Below are 20,938 nucleotides of genomic sequence, written 5' to 3'. Positions count from 1 at the left end.
TTTTATTATCTAAATTAATTTAAAAGTTATTAGATTAACTGTTGATAATTTTTAAATTGAAAGTGTTAGAATAAATATTAAAAATTAAAGGAGCTCATTATGGCAGCAGTTAGGCCACTTCCTCAACAAAGCATCATTGAGTGTATACCCCCTGCATCTGAAATTGCAGACCTTAGGATACTCAATAAAGATTTGAATTTTATACAGGCGATGACTAAGAGGGCAGATGACCTTAGTGCTCAAGCTCAAAGTGCAACTGATTATTCTGAGTTAGTAAAGGTAACGGATAGCTTTTCTAAGCTTGCTGAGAGAGCTGAAGTTAAAGCCAAAACATTAAAAGAGCTCTCTAATGAGTCAAATCCATTGACTGAAGTTAATAGTTCAGCTGAGCTACTAGAGAAGGTTCAAATCCTGTCAAAGACTCTTGAGTCAAAAACACAGGAGCTTTCTGGCTTATATAACTCCAATGAAAGTTCACTTCTTGATAGTTATGAGAGCTCAATATCAGAATTAAACAATCAGATTGATTTGACTTCATCCCCAGATGGCATAGTTGCTCTATTTCCTCAAATAGAATCTCTCTTTCAGGAGATTGAAGAAAATGCTAGATATGTAAGTAATAGTTCTGAATCCTTAACTTTAACTGAAAATATTCAGAAACTTACAAGTAATTATTCAGATAAAGCAGAGCAGTATAGCGATGCCTTTATGAGCGAGATGGGCTCTCAGATTTCTCTGCTTAATGACGGTATCAATTCTTTGAGAGCAAATATTGACTATCTCAGCTCAAATTCTTCAGTTCAGTCACACTTGGAGCGACTCTCTGAGATCAGAGAGCAAGTCAACGCATCTGCGTCTATCTATAAGAACTATCCAGGTGCTCGTGATATGGTCTACAACCTTGATACTTTGAGCATTGCTACACATGCTAGAGTTGAAGAAATGGCTGATAGCCATGAAATTGTCTCTGATTTGATGCCCTTGGTTAATGACCCTGAGGCCTTAGTAAGAGCCGTCAAAGAAGCAGCAATAAGAACCGATGTAGCAACCATTGAAAACGTACTTATTCCTCTTACCAATAAAGCTAATGAGCTCAGTGCAAAGGTGATTGAGCTTGCTGGACGATATGATGCAGGCAATTATGGAGATATTAAGGTTAGGGCAGTATCTAGTTTTGATAAAACAGTAGAGCGACTTGACAGACAATACATCTCAATAAGGTCTACCGATCCAGAGGCTTTAGCGGCTAATATCTCAGGTTTATCAAACAATATTGAAAGTAATATGAGTGCAGTGAGATCTGTTGATCCTGCCTCTCAAGTTCAATATTTTGCATCACTCAATACACGAGTTTTTGATTCTGTAAATACCTCCGATTTCAGCATATTTATGAATAATGTCATATCAATACCTGGTGACGTGATGATGAGTTCTAGAAACTGTGTTGATGCAGCATTTAAAGATTTCACAAGAGAGTTTGGAAATAATATTGAGTCATTCTTTGACCCACTCTTAACATTTTTGATTGTCATTGAAAAATTACTTCTTTCAACCCCTTGGCCAATTTTCCTATTAGTTGCCGGTGTGCTTGCATGGCTAGGATCAAGAAGTATAAAAGTTTCAATAGGGGTAATGACTGCCTTTTTTGCTATTGGTTTTCTTGATATGTGGGAGCCAATGGTCTCTACGGTTACAATGATTTCTGCTGCAACCATATTATGTTTAGCGCTTGGCATTCCTCTTGGCATTTGGATGTCTCGATCAGACAGGGCGCAATCATGGATAACCCCAGTTTTAGATGTAATGCAGACTATACCATCTTTCGTATATCTCATTCCAGTTGTAATGATGCTTGGAATTGGAAAGGTTCCAGGACTTATTGCGGTCTGTATATACGCAATGCCACCAATAGTTAGGTTGACAAATTTAGGGATCCGATTAGTTGATAAAGAGGCAATGGAGGCTGCTGATGCATTCGGAGCTACATACAGGCAACGATTATTTATGGTGCAAATGCCACTTGCACTTCCTAATATATTTGCTGGGATTAACCAGACAATTATGATGGCCCTTGCAATGGTTGTTATCGCCTCCATGATTGGTGTTGCCGGCCTTGGATTGCCTGTACTTCAGGCTGTTCAAAACCAATTCTTATCAATGGGGTTACTTAACGGTTTGGCAATTGTTGCCTTGGCTGTAATATTTGATAGGGTTTCTCAGGCATTTGGAACTAGAATACAGAAACACCGCTCAGGAGAAGTACTATGACGCATGATATTAAAGTAAAAATTTCTAACTTAACTAAAATTTTTGGACCTAAGGCGGATTCTGTTCTGAAACATGTTGATAATGGGATGGGAAAAGATGATCTTCTGAGAGAGCATAAGCATGTTTTGGGGTTAAGTAATATTAATCTTGATTTAGCTAACAAGAATATTGAAGTTATTATGGGGCTCTCTGGTTCTGGCAAGTCAACATTAATTAGGCATATTAATAGACTTATTGAGCCTACAGCTGGATCCATTATGATTGGTGGTGAAGATGTTATTCAGATGCCGATGGAGAAATTAAGGCAATTCAGGCAACAAAAAACTGCGATGGTATTCCAAAGTTTTGCACTCCTTCCGCATAAAACCATTATGGATAATGTATGTCTGGGCGTTCACTTGCAGGGTGTAAAAGGGGATGACGCTATTACAAGAGCAAAAAAATGGATTGATCGAGTAGGGTTATCTGGTTATGAAGACCGTTACCCATCCCAATTGTCAGGTGGAATGCAGCAGCGTGTTGGTTTGGCTAGAGCTTTAACTTGTGATACTGAAATATTAATGATGGATGAAGCATTCAGTGCACTTGATCCACTCATTAGAAGTGATATGCAAGATTTACTTTTAGAACTCCAACAAGAGCTCCATAAGACCATTATTTTTATTACTCATGATCTTGATGAGGCGCTCAAAATTGGAGATCGAATTGCCATCCTTAATGGTGGAGAGCTAGTTCAGCATGGCACTTCACAAGATATTTTAATGACACCAGCGGATGACTATGTAAGGGATTTTGTCAAAAAAGTTAACCGCTCTCATGTGCTTCATGCAAAGTCAGTAATGACAAATGAAAAACCAGCAAAGGGCTCTTCTAACATTAAAGTGAATGAAATGGATTCGGTTGATTCTGTTTTATGTGAAATGCTTAGACAAAATGCAGATTGTTGTGTAGTTCAAGATTCTAGTGGAGCTGATGTTGGTTATTTAAACAAGAAGGATATTGCCGAAGTTGTTCAGCCCCTGGAGGCAGTTATTGATTAGTGTTCTCTTGTTGAGCTGAAAGTTAATTCTGGGTGACGTTCAATAGTGAGTTGAAGATTTACCATACTTGGTGCTAGGTATGTCAGCATGCCTGCGCTATCAATGGCTATATTATTTCCAGCTTTTATTTTGAGTTGTTCTATGTCCTTTTCAGAGCCTGAGACCCATCTTGCTGTTGCGACATTAATCGTCTCAAATTGACAGTCAACCCCATACTCATATTTAAGCCTATGAGCAACAACATCAAACTGAAGTATTCCTACAGCACCTAAAATTTGAGAGCTATTTGAAACAGGTCTAAAGACCTGAGTGGCTCCTTCTTCCGAGAGCTGATCAAGGCCTTTTTGAAGGGCTTTTGCTTTGAGAGGGTCTTTTAGTTGGGCTCTTCTAAAGAGCTCAGGTGCAAAGTTAGGTATTCCTTGGAAATTAATTTTCTCGCCTTGAGTAAAGGTATCTCCAATTCCAATTCCTCCATGGTTGTGGATGCCAATAACATCACCAGCATAGGCAAAATCTGTCGAGCTTCTCTCACGGGACATAAATGTTACAGCATTGGCAATTTTAATTTGTTTGCCACTTGAAACTTGGAGAAGCTTCATACCTTTTTGATACTCTCCACTCACAATCCTCATAAAGGCAAGGCGGTCATGATGCTTAGGGTCCATGTTTGCTTGAATTTTAAATACAAAACCCGTAAGTTTTTTTTCTTCAGGGAGAACGTTTCGAATATCACTCTCTCTTTCTTGGGGGATTGGCGCGTACTGTATGAAGCCATCTAAAAGGTTTTCAATACCAAAATTATTGATTGCTGATCCAAAAAAAACGGGCGTTTGTTTTCCTTCTAGAAAGTCATTAATATCGAAGGGGTTGGTAGTTCCTGTAATGAGTTCGATTTCTTCACGGGCCTCTTGTGCCAGCTCTTTACCTAAAAACTCATCGAGCTTGGCATTATCAATTCCATCAATTAAGGTATTGTCACCGATACTTGCATTCTTACCACTTTCAAAAAGATAAACTTTGTCTTCTAGCAAGTGATAAACACCCTTAAAGCCTTTGCCCATTCCAATTGGCCAAGTGATTGGTGAGCACTCAATATTTAAGACTGACTCCACCTCATCTAGTAAATCAATGGGCTCCTTTCCTTCGCGATCTAGCTTGTTGATAAAGGTTAATATTGGTGTATCCCTGAGTCTGCAAACCTCCATTAATTTAATAGTTCTTTGCTCAACACCCTTTGCAACATCAATTACCATTAATGCAGAGTCGACTGCTGTTAGTGTTCTGTAGGTATCCTCAGAAAAATCTTCGTGTCCAGGGGTGTCTAGAAGATTAATGATGTGATTATCATATGGAAACTGCATGACAGAGGAGGTAACAGATATTCCTCTTTCTTTTTCCATTTCCATCCAGTCACTCGTAGCATGCGTATTTGCTTTTCTTGCTTTAACGCTTCCAGCCGTTTTAATTGCACCACCATACAGCAAGAGTTTTTCAGTGACAGTCGTCTTGCCAGCATCTGGATGAGAAATAATCGCAAAGGTGCGACGTTTAGAGATTTCAGACATTATCTTTAAGCTTTAGGAAGGGTAACACCGGTTTGACCCTGGTATTTGCCATTTCTATCCTTGTAGGAGGTCTCACACATTTCATCTGATTCAAAAAAGAGCATCTGGGCAACACCCTCATTGGCATATATTTTTGCTGGGAGGGGAGTTGTATTTGAAAATTCAAGTGTTACATGGCCTTCCCATTCTGGTTCAAGTGGAGTGACATTGACAATGATTCCGCATCTTGCATAGGTTGATTTTCCAAGGCAAATGACCAGGGTTGAACGAGGGATCCTGAAATACTCAATAGTACTTGCAAGTGCAAATGAGTTGGGAGGGATAATGCATTCATCAGAGTTGACCTCAACGAAGCTTTGCTCATTGAAATTTTTTGGATCAACAATGTTGTGATTGATGTTGGTAAATATTTTAAATTCTGTTGAGCATCTGACATCATATCCATAGCTGGAGGTGCCATAAGAGATAATCTTTTGATCATTCGCTCGACGGATTTGCTTGGGCTCAAATGGCTTAATCATATCCTCTTCAAGGGACATTCGTCGGATCCAGTTGTCTGATTTAATGCTCATAGGACTTTATTTTACAGTTCAATAGTTAATGAGTTATCTAATCTTGATACTTGCTAAGCTGATTAAAACAAGGATCAATGTAACAATCCAAAAGCGCACAATAATCTTGGGCTCTTTAAGGCCCTTTTTTTCAAAGTGATGATGAATGGGGGCCATCAAAAAAAATCTTTCTTGCGTTCTCTTAAAGTAGCCAATTTGTATGATAACTGAGAGCGTTTCAGCTACAAATATACCACCCATCAGTATCAATAGAATTTCCTGATGGACAATGATTGCAATGACAGCAAGGATAGCGCCTAGTGACAGAGATCCAGTATCTCCCATGAAGATTTCTGCTGGATAAGTGTTAAACCAGAGAAAGCCAAAGCCAGCACCAATCAGTGCTGCACACAGAACAAATACTTCTCCAGTCCCAGGCATAAATGGCATATTAAGATAGGCTGAAAAATTATAGTTACCACCAATGTAGGCGAAGACTGCCAGTGCACCACTAATCAGTATCACAGGCATAATTGCCAGCCCATCAAGCCCATCAGTGAGGTTCACAGAATTGGAGCCGCCGACAATAGCAAACCAGCCTATAAGTAAAAACCCTATAGCATTTAAAGGAATGATAAGATCTTTAAAGAATGGAATGAGTAGCTCTGAGCCAATAGTCTTAGAGTTCAAACTCAACAACCACATACAGATTAATAGAGTGCCAACGGTTTGAGTCAAGAGTTTTTGTTTTCTGCTTAGACCATCAGAGTTTTGTTTTTTAATTTTTAAGTAGTCATCAACAAAGCCCACTAAGCCAAAAAGGAGGGCAGTAGAAATTACAATCCATAGAAAAGGGTTTCGCCAATCTCCCCATATAAGAACACTGGTAAAAAAAGCAAAAAGGATCAGTACGCCGCCCATCGTTGGGGTGCCTTTTTTCTCCAAATGGGTTTCAGGTCCATCATCACGAATGACTTGCCCTATTTGATACTGCAGAAGTTTAGATATGATCCATTTTCCTAGAAAAAGGGTTATGAGTAGAGCAGTCATCATTGCGAAAACTGCCCTCACCGTTAAGTAGCTTAGAACATTGAAACCAGTGTCTAGGGATGCAAGAAAGCTTAAAAGCTCTAGAAACATATTTAATTGTCCTCAGCAGCTATAAGTATAAGATCAAAAATGATGAAAGCATCTTGAGGAATATTACCGCTTGGGGCATCACCAAATACAGACTCATAGGTTGCAATGACTGTTCTCTCTTCTCCAATCGTCATCTCTTGAGCATTCTCTTCAATAATGCTGATGATTTCCCCATTGCCAAGAATAAACGGAATAGGGCTCCCAGCAGCACGCATCACTTCACCAGTATTCGCTTTAAGTGCGATATCAACAGAAACGATTTGACCCTTATTGGGTGAAACGCCACCACCTTGTTTGTTGACGCTAGTGAAGTAACCCAAATCGGTTTCTTTTGCATTAGGATAAGTTGAAGACACATACGATTCAAAGTCCTTTTGACGACGCTTTAGGCTTGTCAATATATTTTCATTAGCTTTTGAGATTAATGCATTAAATGAATCCTCATTGGCAGCAAATTGATTGGCTTCCTCTCCCACACGTTCGATCCTAACAGCTTCTAATATGTCGCCTTGTTTAATTGAATTAACGGCATCCAATCCCTCAACAACAGAGCCAAATACGCTATGCTTTCCATCAAGCCAAGGCGTTGGGACATGGGTGATAAAAAATTGAGAACCGTTAGTATTTGGTCCTGAGTTTGCCATGGATAGAACACCAGGCCTGTCATGAATGAGATCTGAAAATTCATCGGCAAACATATACCCTGGCCCGCCAGTGCCGTTCCCTTTCGGGTCTCCGCCCTGAATCATAAATTCATCAATAACCCTATGAAAAACTAATCCATCATAAAAAGGTGTTCCAAGTTCTTTATTACTTACCTTGGTTCCTTCAGATAGAGCAATAAAGTTGGTCACAGTGAGCGGGGCTTTTTTATAGGCCAGTTCAACAGTGATTTCTCCTTTACTCGTTGTCAGGTGAGCGTATATTCCATCATCAAGATTTGCAATAGAAAAAGTGGAAAATAGGAGTGCAAAGATAACTAAAAGTCTTCTCATAATAACCTTAGAAAGAAAATAATTAATGATACCCAAAATCCTCAATATTTTTGCGCTGATACGTTAAAATATGTTTATTAAAAATTGTTTTATCATAACCCAGGCGTTGTGATAATTTATATACTTAAACCGAGGATTTTTTTATGTCTCTACTGATTACAGATGAATGCATTAACTGTGATGTTTGCGTGCCGGAGTGTCCGAACGAAGCCATCTATATGGGTGAAGAAATCTATGAAATTGATGGGGATCTTTGTACTGAGTGTGTAGGACATTTTGACACCCCACAATGCGTTGAAGTCTGCCCAGTGGATTGCTGCCTTCCCGATCCTGACAGGGTCGAGACAGATGAAGAGCTACTAGCAAAAATTAAAGACTAATTTCTGACTGCTTATAAAGTTTTTTGAAGGGCTGATAAGCAAAGGTCTATATTTTCCTTCCTTGAGGTGTGCCCCATTAGACCAATTCTCCATATCTTTCCAGCTAAGTCCCCTAGACCAGCTCCGATTTCTATGTTGTAATCATTAAGAAGAGTTGAGCGAACTTCTGCTTCATTTGTGCCTTCTGGAATAAATACACTATTGAGCTGTGGAAGTCTACTTGGCTCATCAACAAGGTAATGAATACCAAGCTTACTTAACCCTTCTCTTAGTAAAAGATGATTTGATTGATGTCGCGCCCAGGAGTTTTCAAGTCCCTCTTCAGTCAGCATAACTAAAGACTCATGGAGTCCATACAAGGTGTTGACCGGTGCTGTATGGTGATAGGCTCGCTTTGCTCCCTTTCCCCAGTAACCCATGACCAGGTTAAGGTCTAAAAACCAACTGGTAACTGGAGTGCTTCGATGTGTAATTTTATGAATGGCTTTCTCACTAAAACTAACAGGCGATAGGCCTGGCATTGCAGAAAGACACTTTTGTGAGCCCGAATAAATCGCATCTATGCCCCAATCATCCACTCTCAATTCTGATCCCACTAAAGAGGTTACTGCGTCAACAATTGTAATGCACCCGTGATTGTTTGCTAATTCACAAATTAGCTTTGCGTCTGATAGGGCGCCAGTTGAAGTTTCGGCATGAACGAAGGCAACAATTTTGGCATCAGGATTGTCAATTAAACTCTGTTCAACTTTTTGAGGGTCTACTGGTTTACCCCATTCGTCGTTTACGATGATGGCATGACCACCAATCCGAGTGACATTCTCTTTCATTCGAGAGCCAAAAACACCATTAATGCACACAATGACCTTGTCACCAGGTTCAACCAAATTAACAAAGCACGCCTCCATGCCAGCAGAACCTGGAGCTGAGATAGGCATAGTTAGCTCGTTTTCAGTCATGAATGCATACTGAAGCATCTGCTTCGTTTCATCCATCATTTCTATAAACGCAGGATCTAGATGTCCAATTGTCTGCCTTGCCATGGCACTTAAAATTCTTGGGTGAACATCTGAAGGGCCTGGACCCATAAGTAATCTATTTGGCGGAGAAAATGATTTCATTTTTTAATCTCGGTTGTTAGTTCATTCTTGAATCTATCTGACATATGTCACTTCAAAGCTAATAGAAACAATATATAATTTTTTTATAATTATCTTAGATACTGAAATAATAATTAATAATTAAATTCATAACCGCTTGAATTTAATTTTAAATAAATGTGTTTCATCTCACTATGATAGGAATATCCATAACAATTGAAGGCAAGATGTGTCAATAATTTCTCAGTTAACGAAGTCGTTACCAACACACACAGTTATTACTGGTTCTGAAAATACTCGGCCATTTGAATGTGATGGGCTGAGCGTTTATAAACAAGAGCCTTTGGCCGTTGTTTTGCCGAGTGCGGTCGGTCAAATTAAAAAGGTACTAGAAATCTGCCGTCAGAATAACACACCAGTCGTAACAAGAGGTGCTGGAACTGGGCTTTCAGGAGGCGCTATGCCTCTAAAGGATAGTGTCGTTCTTGGACTCTCAAAATTAACTAACATTATTTCTATCGATCAAAATGCTCGCACTGCAGTAGTTCAGCCTGGCGTTAGAAATTTGGCAATTAGTGAGGCGGCTGAGGAGTTCGGATTATATTATGCTCCTGACCCCTCGTCTCAAATTGCATGCACTATTGGGGGAAATGTCGCTGAAAATGCAGGCGGAGTTCACTGCCTTAAGTATGGACTCACAGTACAAAATATTGAGTCTCTCAAAATCTTAACGATCGATGGAGATGAGTTAGTATTCTCTCGTCAAGATGACGGCTTAGGATTGTTGGCACTCATGACTGGATCAGAGGGGCTTTTAGGTGTTATTATTGAAATAACAGTTAAGCTCACTCCTAAGCCTGAACTAGCTAAACTAGTGATGGCCGGTTTTGACAGCGTCAGAGACTGTGCAAAGGCGGTTGCTGATATTATTAAAAATGGCGTTATACCGGCGGGCCTTGAAATGATGGATGCATTTGCAATAGAGGCCGCTGAAGACTTCGCAAAACCAGGATACCCCATTGAGGCAAAAGCACTTCTTCTATGTGAATTAGATGGCTCTATTGATCTTGTCAATAATGATGTGAATGAAGTTAAAAAACTACTTTCAAAGGCAACTTCAATCAGAGTTTCAGAAACCGAAGAAGAGAGACTTCTGTTATGGAAAGGAAGGAAATCCGCATTCCCAGCAGTAGGAAGGATATCTCCAGATTACTATTGTATGGATGGAACCATCCCTAAGAGACACTTAGGTGATGTTCTTGAAAAAATTAATAAACTATCAAGACACTATAACCTGAGGGTTGCAAATGTTTTTCATGCGGGTGATGGTAACCTCCATCCATTAATATTATATGATGCAGGGATTCCAGGCGAACTAGAAAAAACAGAAGAGTTTGGAAATAAAATTCTTAAGATTTGTATTGAAGCTGGAGGAAGCATCACGGGAGAGCACGGTGTTGGTGTAGAAAAGTTGGATGCAATGTGTTATCAATACAGTGAGGCAGAGTTAGATGTTTTTCATCAAATTAAAGCTGCTTTTGATCCACACGCACTCCTCAATCCTGGCAAAGCCGTTCCAACCCTTCATCGCTGCGCTGAACTCGGCAATATGCATGTCCATCATGGTAATTTGCCTCATCCTGAACTGGAGCGCTTCTGATTATGAACTCCATATCAGAGCTCCAAAAAAAAATAAGAAATGCTAGCCAACTAAGAATTACGAGTTCAGGTGATGAATCTGACGACGAGCTATTAAATATGTCGTCATACTCTGGCGTGGTTGAATATTTTCCAGAGGAGCTCGTCATTACGCTTAAAGCAGGAACATCCATTAAAGAAGCTAGAGAAGTCCTGGAAAAAAATAGCCAGGCTTTCTCATTCTATGTGAGTGATTCTAAAAAGACTATTGGATCAATATATGCAACATCGGGTTCAGATCTGTCCGACAGTGTTTTGGGGGTTCAAATTATTAATGGCAAGGGAGATCTTCTAAATTTTGGCGGACAGGTGATGAAAAATGTAGCCGGTTATGATGTCTCAAGGCTTCTAGTTGGCTCATTAGGTAAGCTTGCTGTCATTACCCAAATCAGCTTCAAGGTTCTCCCAGAACAAGTTGTAAATAGATTAGATCTTAAAGAGGTTAAGAGTAAAACTGAATCTCCTATAAAGAGTGAAATTGAAAAAAAACTCAAGAGTGTGTTTGATCCTTATGGAGTTTTTATCTAATGCATATAGACCTAGCCAACAACGCAATCTCAGAATCAACTCAAGATAGAGCCAGTCAAATAATTGAATCATGCGTTCATTGCGGCTTCTGTTTAGCTACTTGTCCAACATACCAGTTGTTAGGAGATGAGTTAGATTCTCCAAGGGGTAGGATTTATCTTATTAAATCTGCATTAGAGAAGAACCAATTTAGTCAAAAATCTTTGAGTCATATGGATCGATGCCTTACATGTCGATCCTGTGAGACAACTTGCCCTTCTGGCGTTGAGTATGGTCAGTTGCTTGAAATAGGGCGTGAAATGATGGAATCCAAGAGAGGAAAGCTGCAGGCACTGTATCGATACATCGTTAGAAAGACCCTTTTAACCCCATTACTCTTCAAGCCTATTGGGTATTTTCTTCGTCACTCCAAGGTAAGCTCAAAACCAATCAAACCCAATACAATAGACTCCTCTGTTCTTTTGATGGGAGGTTGTGTTCAGCCATCACTCGCACCAAACATCAATCACAGTATAAAAAATATATTGGCTAAATTAAATATTGAAGTAAGGGAGTCCTCTCAAAGTGAATGCTGCGGCGCCCTTGATCAGCATCTAGCCGCCTCTAACGATGCGCTAAAAAAAGTTAAACGAAACATTGATACCTGGATTTCACAGCTTGACTCCGGCGTTGAGGCAATCATATCCAGTGCGAGTGGCTGCGGCATAATGATTAAGGATTATCCTAATCTCTTTGAAGAGTCTGATCCGTATTATGAGAAATCACTCCTTGTTTCCTCAAAAACTAAGGATATTGCTGAATTTCTTGCCAATAAAGATTTGAGTATGCTCAACCTAAAAGAGTTAAATATTAGCTATCATGAGCCGTGCACTATGCAGCATGGTCAAAAATTAGGCGGCCTAGTTGAGTCAATTCTTTCGGATCTTGGTTACATTAAAAAGACGATTAAAGATTCACATATTTGTTGTGGTTCTGCTGGTACTTACTCGATTTTTGAGACTAAAATAGCCAACCAACTCAGATCAGAGAAAATTGAAAATCTAAATGCCTCAAAACCTAAAATGATTGTCACTAGTAATATTGGATGCCTAATGCACCTTCAAAAGGGAAGCTCGATCCCAGTAAAGCATTGGGTGGAGCTTCTTGATGTCTAGAAGAAGAAAGCTAAAAAGTAAGAGTTATGAAATTGAGATTGAGTCTTTATCTCATGAGGGCAGAGGTATCTCTCACATGGATAATAAGGTTATATTTACCCGAGGCGCTTTACCTGGAGAGAAGGTTATTGCCTCTAGGACCCTGTCTCGAGCTAAGTATGAGGAGGCGGACGTTACCGAAATACTTGAGCCTTCTTCTGACAGAATCGAGCCAAAGTGCTCGGTTTATGGAATATGTGGCGGCTGCTCATTTCAGCACCTATCGAGCGAAAATCAAATTAATGCAAAACAGGACTGGCTTCAAAGCGCCTTTAAGGGGCAAGCCAAGGTAGAGCCAAAAGAGTGGCTAAAGCCAATGCAGATTGGGAGCTGGGGCTATCGACGTAAAGCTCGGCTCGGGGTTCGTTATGTCGCAAAGAAAGAGAGGGTTCTGGTTGGTTTCAGAGAGAGAAAATCCTCATTTGTCACTGTCATGAGTCGATGTGAGGTTTTGCATCCCTCCCTAGGTGACAACCTTGAATTACTCTCAGAGTGCATAGAGAGGCTTAGCATTAAAGAGCATATTCCTCAAATCGAGGTCGCCATTGCAGAAAAAGACACCATTTTGATATTGAGGCACCTTCAGCCACTGACTAATAAAGATGAAGAGGTCTTGAGTGACTTCGCCCAAAAGCTTCAAATTACTTGGTATCTGCAAAGTGGTGGGCTAGATACTATAAAGCCTCTAACAAAATCTGTTCAGCTTACTTACTCAATTCCAGATCATAGTATTGAAATGTCTTTTTTGCCCAATGACTTTACCCAAGTCAACTTTGAGCTCAATAAAAAAATGATTAATTTGGCAATAGATCTCTTGGAGTTAGATGAACAAGATAATGTCATTGATCTTTTTTGTGGACTTGGTAACTTCACACTCCCTATTTCAAAATATGTCAATAAAGTGGTTGGCATTGAAGGAGATCGAGGCTTGGTAGAGAGGGCAAAGGAAAATGCTGAGGTAAATAATATCTCCAATGCATTCTTTTATAAGTCTGATTTATTTGAGGATGTATCTGGTTTCGAATGGTTTAGAGGTCAAAATTATAATAAAGCACTAATAGATCCTGCTAGGACAGGGGCAATCGAGATTGTAGATCTTCTTCCTAAGCTAAATGTTGAGCGTTTGGTTTATGTCTCATGCAACCCAGCAACCCTTGCAAGAGACACTGCAAGGTTGATTGACCTAGGCTTTTATCTGGAGAATGCAGGGGTTATGGACATGTTTCCCCAAACAGCACATGTTGAGTCAATTGCACTTTTTACTCGAAAAAAATAAAGCATAGAGTATCATTACTCAAGAAATACCTTATAAGGAAATAGAATGGAATACAAAAGAAACTTACTTCCAAAAATGGCTATTGATAGGTTAAATGAAAATCCAGATGCTGTATTGATTGATGTCAGAACAAGCGCTGAACATAAGTATGTTGGCTTTCCTAAAAATTCTATTTTAATTCCCTGGTTTGATGAGCCAGACTTAAACTCTGATCCTTCAGCTTTTTGCGAGGCAGTAAATAATCATCTTAGTGATCGTAGTGACATTTTAGGCACAGAATTGATTCTCATCTGCAGAAGCGGATTCAGATCGAATGAGGCTTTAAAGTGTCTACAAAGTAATGGGTTTACTTGTGTTTCTCATGTCGCGAGTGGTTTTGAGGGCGACTTAGACGAGAATGATCACCGAGGCAATCTTAATGGCTGGCGGAATGATGGGATGCCTTGGTCTCAGGGCTAAACAATCTCGAGCTTTGCGTAAGAACTAATAAGCCACTTTGTTCCTGCTTTTTGAAATTTGATTTGTAGTCTCATCGAATCACCACTTCCCTCGTAATTTAGGATTGTTCCATGCCCAAATTTGGCATGATTGACGACTTGGCCAATAGAATAGATGGAACTACTTAAAGTGGATACCATTTTTTGCGGTGAACTTTTAACGTCCTCATAAGCAGTTGTCGTATAGTCACTATTTGGATTCTTAATGTAATTTAAAAAGCTTTTAGGGATTTCATCTAAAAACCTTGAATTAAGTGAATAAAAAGACTGACCATGAAGGAATCTTCTACTTGCATAGCTTAGTGTCAGTGATTGCATTGCTCTGGTCATGCCGACGTAACAAAGACGCCTTTCCTCATCAAGTAAGTGAGGTTCATCTTTACTCTGCCTTGAAGGGAATAAGTCCTCCTCCAAACCAACTAAAAAGACAACAGGGAATTCTAATCCTTTTGCAGAATGAACGGTCATTAACTGAACACTTTCTTGACTAGATTGATTCGATTCACCGCTAGAGTCAAGCGTTGCTAGAGCAATAAAACCCTGAGTTTCATTCATCTCGCTTTCATTCTCGTGAACATATTGTTTGGCAGCTGTAACTAACTCATCTAGATTTTCTCGTTTACTTCCAGCCTTATCAGTTTTATCATTGGCATAGTGAGTCATCAATCCTGACTGAAGAAGAGTTGAGTCAACTTTTTCACTAAGTGTTAGATTTTTAGTGCTATCAATAAGCGCTTCAATCAGATGAATAAATCCTTGTAAGGCATTCCCTGCTCTGGCTGGAAGGCTTTCAATAATAGCAATAGATGATTGAAAGAGGTCAGTATGATTTTCAACTGCATGGGATCTAATCTTTTCAATGGTGGATATTCCGATGCCTCGCGTTGGAAAGTTGACAACCCTCTCAAAAGCAATGTTGTCAGAGATATTTTCTGCAAGACGGATATAGCCCATTGCATCTTTTATTTCAGCACGCTCAAAAAATCTGAGACCACCATAAATTCTGTAATTAATATTTCTTTTAATTAGGGATTCTTCAAAGACGCGAGATTGAGCATTTGAACGATATAGTATGGCGCATTCGCTAAGATTTTTTCCTTGATTAAAATGGTTCTCGATTTCACTTACTACATATTGTGCTTCCTGAGTTTCTGTTCGCGCATTAAAAATATTGATGAGATCTCCATCTCCAGACTCAGTCCATAATGACTTTTCAAGTCTATTTTGATTTTTTGCAATGAGAGCATTGGAAGCGCTGAGAATGTTTCCAGTTGAGCGATAATTTTGCTCAAGCTTGATAACTATTATCGGCTTGAAGTCGTTTTCTATCTTTTGTATGTTTTCAACTCTTGCTCCTCTCCATCCATAAATAGACTGGTCATCATCACCAACACAGAAGACATGATTGTTTTGATTGTGCAGTATTTTTATAAATTGATACTGGATTCGATTGGTGTCTTGGAACTCATCTACCAAAATATGACAAAACTTTTTTTGATAATAATCTAATAAATTCTGATTATTCTTTAAGAGTTCATAGCTTTTAACCAGCAAGCCTGCAAAATCAACCAGATCATTGGCTTGACAATGCTTCTCATAGAGATCAAAAACCTTAGCACTCTGTTTTACAAAAAAGTTATAGCCTGCATCAATATTTTGAGGGAGTATACCCTCATCTTTTTGTTGGTTAATAAACCATTGCACTTTACGAATTGGAAACTTTGTTTCATCAATACCGTTTTCTTTCATTAAACGTTTAACAATTCGAAACTGGTCTTGAGAGTCTAGAATTTGAAAGGTGGGTGATAACTTTACCTCGAGTGGATGTGTTCTGAGAAGTCTATGAGCAAGGGAGTGAAAAGTACCAACCCACATCCTGCCAATGGGTTGTCTCAGAAGGTTGGTCAGCCTTTCTTTCATCTCATTTGCAGCCTTGTTCGTAAAGGTCACTGCAAGGATATCATCAACATGATGATTTTTTTCAGAGACTAGATAATGGATTCTATGGGTTAAGACTCTTGTTTTACCGCTTCCAGCACCAGCAAGTATTAGGGCATTAACGTCTTCACTCAGGACTACTGACTGTTGCTGTTTTTCATTTAATCCGTCAGCAATAGGTGGTGAAATCATAATAGTTAATTGAATATAAAAAAGGCTTTATTTAAGCTCTAACTTTAAGAAAAATCGCACTCAAATGAGTCAGTATAGATAAATTATAATCAGTAATTGAGTCATTATAATGTTGACTGATTATTTAATACTATATTAGAACATTCAGATGAATAAAACTTGGAATGAGAGTGTTAGAAGTTCTTTAAAAAATGCCAATGATTGTAATGAGTATTTTGATAATGATCGATTTCAAGATGGTAATTTTCCAATCAAGATCCCACTTGAATTTGCTAAGAGAATAGATAAAACTAACCCTTTAGATCCTCTTTTATTGCAAATTCTTCCTAAAGAACGTCAAAGTAAAAAAGGTTTTATTGATTCGCCAGTATACGATGAAGAGTTTTCACCTGTGAAGGGCTTGATTCATAAGTATCCCTCTCGAGTTCTATTAATATCGAGCAGTGTTTGTGCTATCCATTGTCAATATTGCTTCAGACAAAATTTTGATTATGACGATAATGATGTTTTAAAAAATTGGGCTGATATTCAGAATTATTTATCAAAAAGAATTGAGGTCAATGAGGTTGTATTGAGTGGCGGTGATCCACTCACATTGAGTGATAAAAAAATTAACAAAATATTAAGGAAGATTGAAAGCATTCAACATATTAAAACACTGAGAATTCATACAAGAACAGCCGTTGTCATACCTTCTAGAATTACTGAGGAGCTTATAGCATCACTCAATCAAACAAAGCTCAAAGTTGTGATTGTTTTTCATATTAATCATGCTCAGGAAATATCTGATGAATTTGTTAATAACATAAAGGCTTTGCGAAATCATATATTGCTTAATCAATCAGTTTTTTTGAGAGATGTGAATGATGACTCTAAGACTCTAGCTGAACTGTCTTATAAGCTTTTTGAGGCATCTATATTGCCCTATTATATCCATCTACTTGATAAGGTTTCTGGAGCAGAAAGTTTCTTAATTTCAGATAATCAGGCTCATAAGATTTATAAAGCTCTACAGAATATGGTGCCAGGCTATTTGTTACCTAAATTAGTTAGAGATGAGGGAGGTGAGTCTAAGAGATTGGTGATATAAATTTATCTAAATCTTCAATAGTTACTTCTCCCATAAATGTTTGTAGTAACTCTCCCTCAGGACTATATATTTGAGTTGTAGGCATTCCAACAATCTCACCAAAATTTGAGTATTCAGAGTCATTCTGATAATCATAAAGGACGATTGGATAATTGATATTAAAGCGTTCAATAAACTCATTAATAACTTCGATGTTAACTGGCTCAAAATCTAACCCTAATATCTCAACATGATCAGAATTTTTATTATAGAATTTTACAAATGCAGGAATCTCTTTTAAGCATGGAGTGCACCAAGTAGCCCAAAAATTAACTACCAGGTACTTCCCCTTTGTATTTTTTTCTGTATACACATTTCCCTTGATATCGGTCAATTTAAATGTTAGTTCAGGTTCTTGCTCGTACCATGGCATCAGAGGCTTTACCCAGTCAACTAATGAGTTAAGACTGAGTGCCTGGCTAGTATGAATGGGAGATATTAGCAAGAGTATAATAAGTAGTTTTTTCATGAGTTAAATTTATGAGTGCCAAGATTTATCACAATACGCGCTGCTCTAAATCAAGAGCAACACTTGCCATTTTAGAACAAAACGATGTTGAGTTTGAGGTTGTTAATTACCTTGATACTCCTCCAAATGAGCAAGAACTTAAAGCTATCTTGAAGGATTTAGGAATTAGTGCTCGAGATCTCATGAGAAGGGGAGAGTCAAAATACAAAGAGCTTGGCCTTTCTGATAAGTCGCTCAGTGAAGATCATTTAATAAAAGCAATGTTAGGGTCACCCATTTTAATTGAGCGTCCTATTGTTAGAACAGACAAAGGGGTTGCCATTGGAAGACCACCAGAGAATATTAATTCAATCCTGTGAGTTAATTCTTTAACTCCTATGGTATGGGTGGTTAGTCATTAAACTGTGGCCTCGATAGAGTTGCTCTACTAACAGTAATCTCGCCATGGAGTGAGTCAAAGTTAGGTTAGATAAGCTCCAAATCAAATTACATTTTTGTTTCAGCTCTGACGAAAGCCCATCTGCACCACCGATAATCATTGCCACACTCTCACCCTCAAGCTGCCACTTCTCAATTGATTTAGATAGCTCTTTGCTTGATTGCTGTTTACCTAGCTCATCAAATGCTATCAAAAGAGTTGAGCCAGAGGCTGCATCTAGAATTAATTTCTCTTCTAGGTTTTTAGTATTTTCAGCACTAATTGATTTTCGGTTTTGAGACTCTAGAACTGTGATTGTGAAATTATAGTTTTTAGGGAGTTGCTTCTTATAGTGTTCAATGCCATGGGTGATCCAGTCGGGCATTTTTTTTCCTATAGCAATAAGGTTAATCCTCATCTTTATCGATAGACCATAATTTTTCTAGTTTATAAAATTCTCTAGTTTTTTCTGTCATAACATGAACTACCACTTCTCCAAGATCAACAAGAGCCCATTCGCTAGACTCAGTACCTTCAGTTCCTAGGACTGGCATATTAAGCCTTTTGGCTTCGCTACTGACATTGTTAGCTATGCCTCGGACATGCTGAATAGATCGTCCAGTTGTGATAATAATAGCCTCCATATCATCACTCTGTTTCATAATATTGAGAGTTACAATATTCTCTCCTTTTAAATCATCAATAACATTTTCAACAACTTTTATTTGTTCAGCAAGTTTCATATTTTTTGTAAAAAATTTATAACAGAAGAGGGCATTAAATTATCAAGATTTTGATTGCCGGCAATTTTACCTCTAATATCGCTAGATGAAATATCTATAAGCTGTGCATTAGAGAAATATAAAAGACCATTTGACTTAGCCCTTAACTGATCAATATTATCTGTTATCTTAAAAGTATCAAGATTCTTATGACTGGGCTGATCTCCATTTCTCGGAAGGATAATCATATGAACAAGCTTCGAAAACTCATCCCATTGTTTCCATGTTTTGAAGTTTACAAAGCTATCCATGCCAATAATAAGACAAATTGTCTCTTCTTTGTGAATCTCTACTAGCTCTTTAAGAGTGTCAATCATATAAGAGCTTCCACCACGAAGAATTTCCCTTTTATCAATCTCAAGTTCAGAAAAATCTTCAATTGCAAGGCTTAACATCTTAAGTCTTTGATCAGATGAATATTTAAGAGAGCCTTTATGTACAGGTTCATAGCAAGGCAGAAGAAACAAGCGTTTAATAGCTAGTTCATTCTTAATTGAGGTTGCTGTTTTAAGATGTCCTAAATGAACGGGGTCAAAGGAGCCGCCATAAATCCCTATCATAGTAGGGCATTTACCTCATCTAGTGTCATTGGTGACATTGGGTATGTTCTTGTTGAGTCATGAACATGCATTCTATAACGGACAAATGTGTCTTCATCCTCAATTAACAAGAAAGGATTAGCCTTTTTTTGTTCAGCAATCGTCGTTGTAATTTCTGAGCCATAGTTATGTCCACATAGTAAATGAATATCATCAGGCACCTGAGCCATTAATTTTTTTAAAGAGTGGAATAAGGTGACTGGATTTGATCCAGCAAGACTACAGATTCCGACACCATATACAAATAATGTATCGCCAGCAATAAGATGTTCATCAAGAAGATAGCAGACACCACCAGCTGTATGGCCAGGAGTTTCAATAATTTTTATTTCAATATCGCCAAGCTTAATCATATCCCCATCATCAACAGTATGAACTGGATTTTCAATATTGAGGTAGGGAACCTCATTAACACCAGCAGTAATTTTTGCGCCAGTTTTATTAGCAAGGTCGTCTACTGCATTCGTATGGTCGCCATGCCAGTGCGTTATCCAGATGTCCGTAAGTGTATAACCTTTATCCTTAATTTTCTTCAAAAATAAATCAGGCTCCCATGCTGGGTCTACAATTGCGCATGTTTTGGTAGCTTTATCAAAGATAAAATGAATTGAATTTTCATAGGCGCCGATATGATAAAGCACCTCGATTGAGTAATTATTGCTGTTATATTTTTTTTCCATAATAGTACTATTTTACCAATTTTGACTTGACTGAAATGAGATACAGATTATAATCTACGGTTTTGCTAACAACCCGGTTTTTTGGGGCTATAGCTCAGCTGGGAGAGCGCAACACTGGCAGTGTTGAGGTCGGCGGTTCGATCCCGCCTAGCTCCACCATAGCAAAAATGATTTTGTCCGGTTCGTCTATCGGTTAGGACTCCAGGTTTTCATCCTGGCAAGAGGGGTTCGATTCCCCTACCGGATGCCATTTTTTTTTGATTAAGTAAGTTAAATTTAACTTACTTTTTCAATTTAAAATCCTCTAAAATTTTCATGTCCCGTTCGTCTAGTGGCCTAGGACGCCAGGATTTCATCCTGGAAACAGGTAGTTCAAATCTCCTACGGGACGCCACTTAAAGACAAATCTTTTGATATTCTTTTATTCATTTAAGTTTCAGGATTGATTTGACCTAAATCACCTTTGATTATTACTCAATTTACTCAATGCAATTGTTGTT

Annotated in this window: 21 protein-coding genes and 3 tRNA genes; 13 read left to right on the top strand and 11 right to left on the bottom strand. The window is 38.5% G+C overall.

Annotation, left to right across the window (positions count from 1 at the left end; genetic code table 11):
- Nucleotides 1-99: 99 nt before the first annotated feature.
- Together W908_RS08920 and W908_RS06470 are read left to right on the top strand one after the other, a co-directional pair.
- A complete protein-coding gene (locus W908_RS08920; protein ID WP_053820427.1) occupies nucleotides 100-2,268 on the top strand; it encodes an ABC transporter permease subunit in 2,169 nt (722 codons plus the stop codon).
- Entirely contained in the window at nucleotides 2,265-3,308 is a 1,044-nt protein-coding gene (locus W908_RS06470; protein ID WP_053820426.1) for a quaternary amine ABC transporter ATP-binding protein, read from the top strand. The genes W908_RS08920 and W908_RS06470 overlap by 4 nt, the downstream gene beginning before the upstream one ends.
- On the opposite strand, the gene W908_RS06465 is transcribed toward W908_RS06470, so the two are convergent.
- From W908_RS06465 to W908_RS06450, 4 genes are read right to left on the bottom strand one after another with little or no spacing between them, the layout of a single operon-like run.
- Nucleotides 3,305-4,873, bottom strand: coding sequence for a peptide chain release factor 3 (locus tag W908_RS06465; RefSeq protein WP_053820425.1), 1,569 nt, complete (start codon nucleotides 4,871-4,873; stop codon nucleotides 3,305-3,307). The genes W908_RS06470 and W908_RS06465 overlap by 4 nt on opposite strands.
- Nucleotides 4,874-4,878: 5 nt before the next feature.
- A complete protein-coding gene (dcd, locus tag W908_RS06460; RefSeq protein ID WP_053820424.1) occupies nucleotides 4,879-5,445 on the bottom strand; it encodes a dCTP deaminase in 567 nt (188 codons plus the stop codon).
- Between the two features lie 33 nt (nucleotides 5,446-5,478).
- Nucleotides 5,479-6,564, bottom strand: a complete 1,086-nt coding sequence (gene mraY / locus W908_RS06455) for a phospho-N-acetylmuramoyl-pentapeptide-transferase (RefSeq protein WP_053820423.1) — start codon at nucleotides 6,562-6,564, stop codon at nucleotides 5,479-5,481.
- Between the two features lie 2 nt (nucleotides 6,565-6,566).
- Nucleotides 6,567-7,559, bottom strand: coding sequence for a peptidylprolyl isomerase (locus W908_RS06450; protein ID WP_053820422.1), 993 nt, complete (start codon nucleotides 7,557-7,559; stop codon nucleotides 6,567-6,569).
- A 143-nt stretch (nucleotides 7,560-7,702) separates the two neighbouring features.
- On the opposite strand from W908_RS06450, the gene W908_RS06445 reads away from it, so the two are divergent.
- Nucleotides 7,703-7,939 carry a YfhL family 4Fe-4S dicluster ferredoxin gene (locus tag W908_RS06445; protein ID WP_020024989.1) on the top strand — a complete coding sequence of 79 codons (237 nt, stop codon included), beginning with the start codon at nucleotides 7,703-7,705 and terminating at the stop codon, nucleotides 7,937-7,939.
- 11 nt (nucleotides 7,940-7,950) lie between these two features.
- On the opposite strand, the gene W908_RS06440 is transcribed toward W908_RS06445, so the two are convergent.
- Complete coding sequence (locus W908_RS06440; RefSeq protein WP_053820421.1) at nucleotides 7,951-9,060, bottom strand: pyridoxal-phosphate-dependent aminotransferase family protein; 1,110 nt, start codon at nucleotides 9,058-9,060, stop codon at nucleotides 7,951-7,953.
- A gap of 208 nt (nucleotides 9,061-9,268) precedes the next feature.
- Between W908_RS06440 and W908_RS06435 the strand changes: the two genes are divergently transcribed.
- From W908_RS06435 to W908_RS06415, 5 genes are read left to right on the top strand one after another with little or no spacing between them, the layout of a single operon-like run.
- Complete coding sequence (locus W908_RS06435; protein ID WP_053820420.1) at nucleotides 9,269-10,699, top strand: FAD-linked oxidase C-terminal domain-containing protein; 1,431 nt, start codon at nucleotides 9,269-9,271, stop codon at nucleotides 10,697-10,699.
- A gap of 2 nt (nucleotides 10,700-10,701) precedes the next feature.
- Nucleotides 10,702-11,265: an FAD-binding protein gene (locus W908_RS06430; protein ID WP_020027003.1), complete on the top strand. Its 564-nt coding sequence runs from the start codon at nucleotides 10,702-10,704 to the stop codon at nucleotides 11,263-11,265.
- Nucleotides 11,265-12,419, top strand: coding sequence for a glycolate oxidase subunit GlcF (glcF, locus tag W908_RS06425; RefSeq protein WP_053820419.1), 1,155 nt, complete (start codon nucleotides 11,265-11,267; stop codon nucleotides 12,417-12,419). Before W908_RS06430 ends, glcF begins: the two co-directional genes overlap by 1 nt.
- Nucleotides 12,412-13,734 carry a 23S rRNA (uracil(1939)-C(5))-methyltransferase RlmD gene (rlmD, locus tag W908_RS06420; RefSeq protein WP_053820418.1) on the top strand — a complete coding sequence of 441 codons (1,323 nt, stop codon included), beginning with the start codon at nucleotides 12,412-12,414 and terminating at the stop codon, nucleotides 13,732-13,734. Before glcF ends, rlmD begins: the two co-directional genes overlap by 8 nt.
- Nucleotides 13,735-13,779: 45 nt before the next feature.
- Complete coding sequence (locus W908_RS06415) at nucleotides 13,780-14,193, top strand: rhodanese-like domain-containing protein (protein WP_053820417.1); 414 nt, start codon at nucleotides 13,780-13,782, stop codon at nucleotides 14,191-14,193.
- Here W908_RS06415 and uvrD read toward each other — a convergent pair.
- Entirely contained in the window at nucleotides 14,190-16,361 is a 2,172-nt protein-coding gene (gene uvrD, locus W908_RS06410; protein ID WP_053820416.1) for a DNA helicase II, read from the bottom strand. The genes W908_RS06415 and uvrD overlap by 4 nt on opposite strands.
- A 148-nt stretch (nucleotides 16,362-16,509) precedes the next feature.
- Between uvrD and W908_RS06405 the strand changes: the two genes are divergently transcribed.
- Nucleotides 16,510-17,451: a KamA family radical SAM protein gene (locus W908_RS06405; RefSeq protein ID WP_053820415.1), complete on the top strand. Its 942-nt coding sequence runs from the start codon at nucleotides 16,510-16,512 to the stop codon at nucleotides 17,449-17,451.
- On the opposite strand, the gene W908_RS06400 is transcribed toward W908_RS06405, so the two are convergent.
- Nucleotides 17,432-17,959, bottom strand: a complete 528-nt coding sequence (locus W908_RS06400; RefSeq protein WP_053820414.1) for a TlpA family protein disulfide reductase — start codon at nucleotides 17,957-17,959, stop codon at nucleotides 17,432-17,434. The genes W908_RS06405 and W908_RS06400 overlap by 20 nt on opposite strands.
- 11 nt (nucleotides 17,960-17,970) lie before the next feature.
- Between W908_RS06400 and arsC the strand changes: the two genes are divergently transcribed.
- Nucleotides 17,971-18,318: an arsenate reductase (glutaredoxin) gene (arsC, locus tag W908_RS06395; protein ID WP_053820413.1), complete on the top strand. Its 348-nt coding sequence runs from the start codon at nucleotides 17,971-17,973 to the stop codon at nucleotides 18,316-18,318.
- 9 nt (nucleotides 18,319-18,327) lie between these two features.
- On the opposite strand, the gene rlmH is transcribed toward arsC, so the two are convergent.
- From rlmH to W908_RS06375, 4 genes are read right to left on the bottom strand one after another with little or no spacing between them, the layout of a single operon-like run.
- Entirely contained in the window at nucleotides 18,328-18,795 is a 468-nt protein-coding gene (gene rlmH / locus W908_RS06390; RefSeq protein WP_053820412.1) for a 23S rRNA (pseudouridine(1915)-N(3))-methyltransferase RlmH, read from the bottom strand.
- On the bottom strand, nucleotides 18,785-19,120 hold the full coding sequence (rsfS, locus tag W908_RS06385) for a ribosome silencing factor (protein WP_053820411.1): 336 nt from the start codon (nucleotides 19,118-19,120) through the stop codon (nucleotides 18,785-18,787). The genes rlmH and rsfS overlap by 11 nt, the downstream gene beginning before the upstream one ends.
- Complete coding sequence (gene nadD, locus W908_RS06380; RefSeq protein ID WP_053820410.1) at nucleotides 19,117-19,719, bottom strand: nicotinate (nicotinamide) nucleotide adenylyltransferase; 603 nt, start codon at nucleotides 19,717-19,719, stop codon at nucleotides 19,117-19,119. Before nadD ends, rsfS begins: the two co-directional genes overlap by 4 nt.
- The gene (locus W908_RS06375) at nucleotides 19,716-20,438 is read right to left on the bottom strand and encodes an MBL fold metallo-hydrolase (protein WP_053820409.1); all 723 of its coding nucleotides are present in this window, start codon (nucleotides 20,436-20,438) and stop codon (nucleotides 19,716-19,718) included. Before W908_RS06375 ends, nadD begins: the two co-directional genes overlap by 4 nt.
- An 83-nt stretch (nucleotides 20,439-20,521) precedes the next feature.
- On the opposite strand from W908_RS06375, the gene W908_RS06370 reads away from it, so the two are divergent.
- The 3 genes from W908_RS06370 to W908_RS06360 all read left to right on the top strand — a co-directional run bounded on the left by W908_RS06370 (nucleotide 20,522) and on the right by W908_RS06360 (nucleotide 20,832).
- Nucleotides 20,522-20,597: transfer RNA gene (locus tag W908_RS06370), tRNA-Ala, on the top strand.
- Nucleotides 20,598-20,613: 16 nt separating this feature from the next.
- Nucleotides 20,614-20,688 (top strand) — tRNA-Glu (locus tag W908_RS06365).
- Between the two features lie 67 nt (nucleotides 20,689-20,755).
- Nucleotides 20,756-20,832, top strand: a tRNA-Glu gene (locus W908_RS06360).
- Nucleotides 20,833-20,938: the final 106 nt, after the last annotated feature.

Source organism: Candidatus Pseudothioglobus singularis PS1 (assembly GCF_001281385.1).
Classification (GTDB): Bacteria; Pseudomonadota; Gammaproteobacteria; order PS1; family Pseudothioglobaceae; genus Pseudothioglobus; species Pseudothioglobus singularis.
Note: the sequence above shows the minus strand (reverse complement) of the source record. Positions and strands in the feature narration are given on the sequence as shown.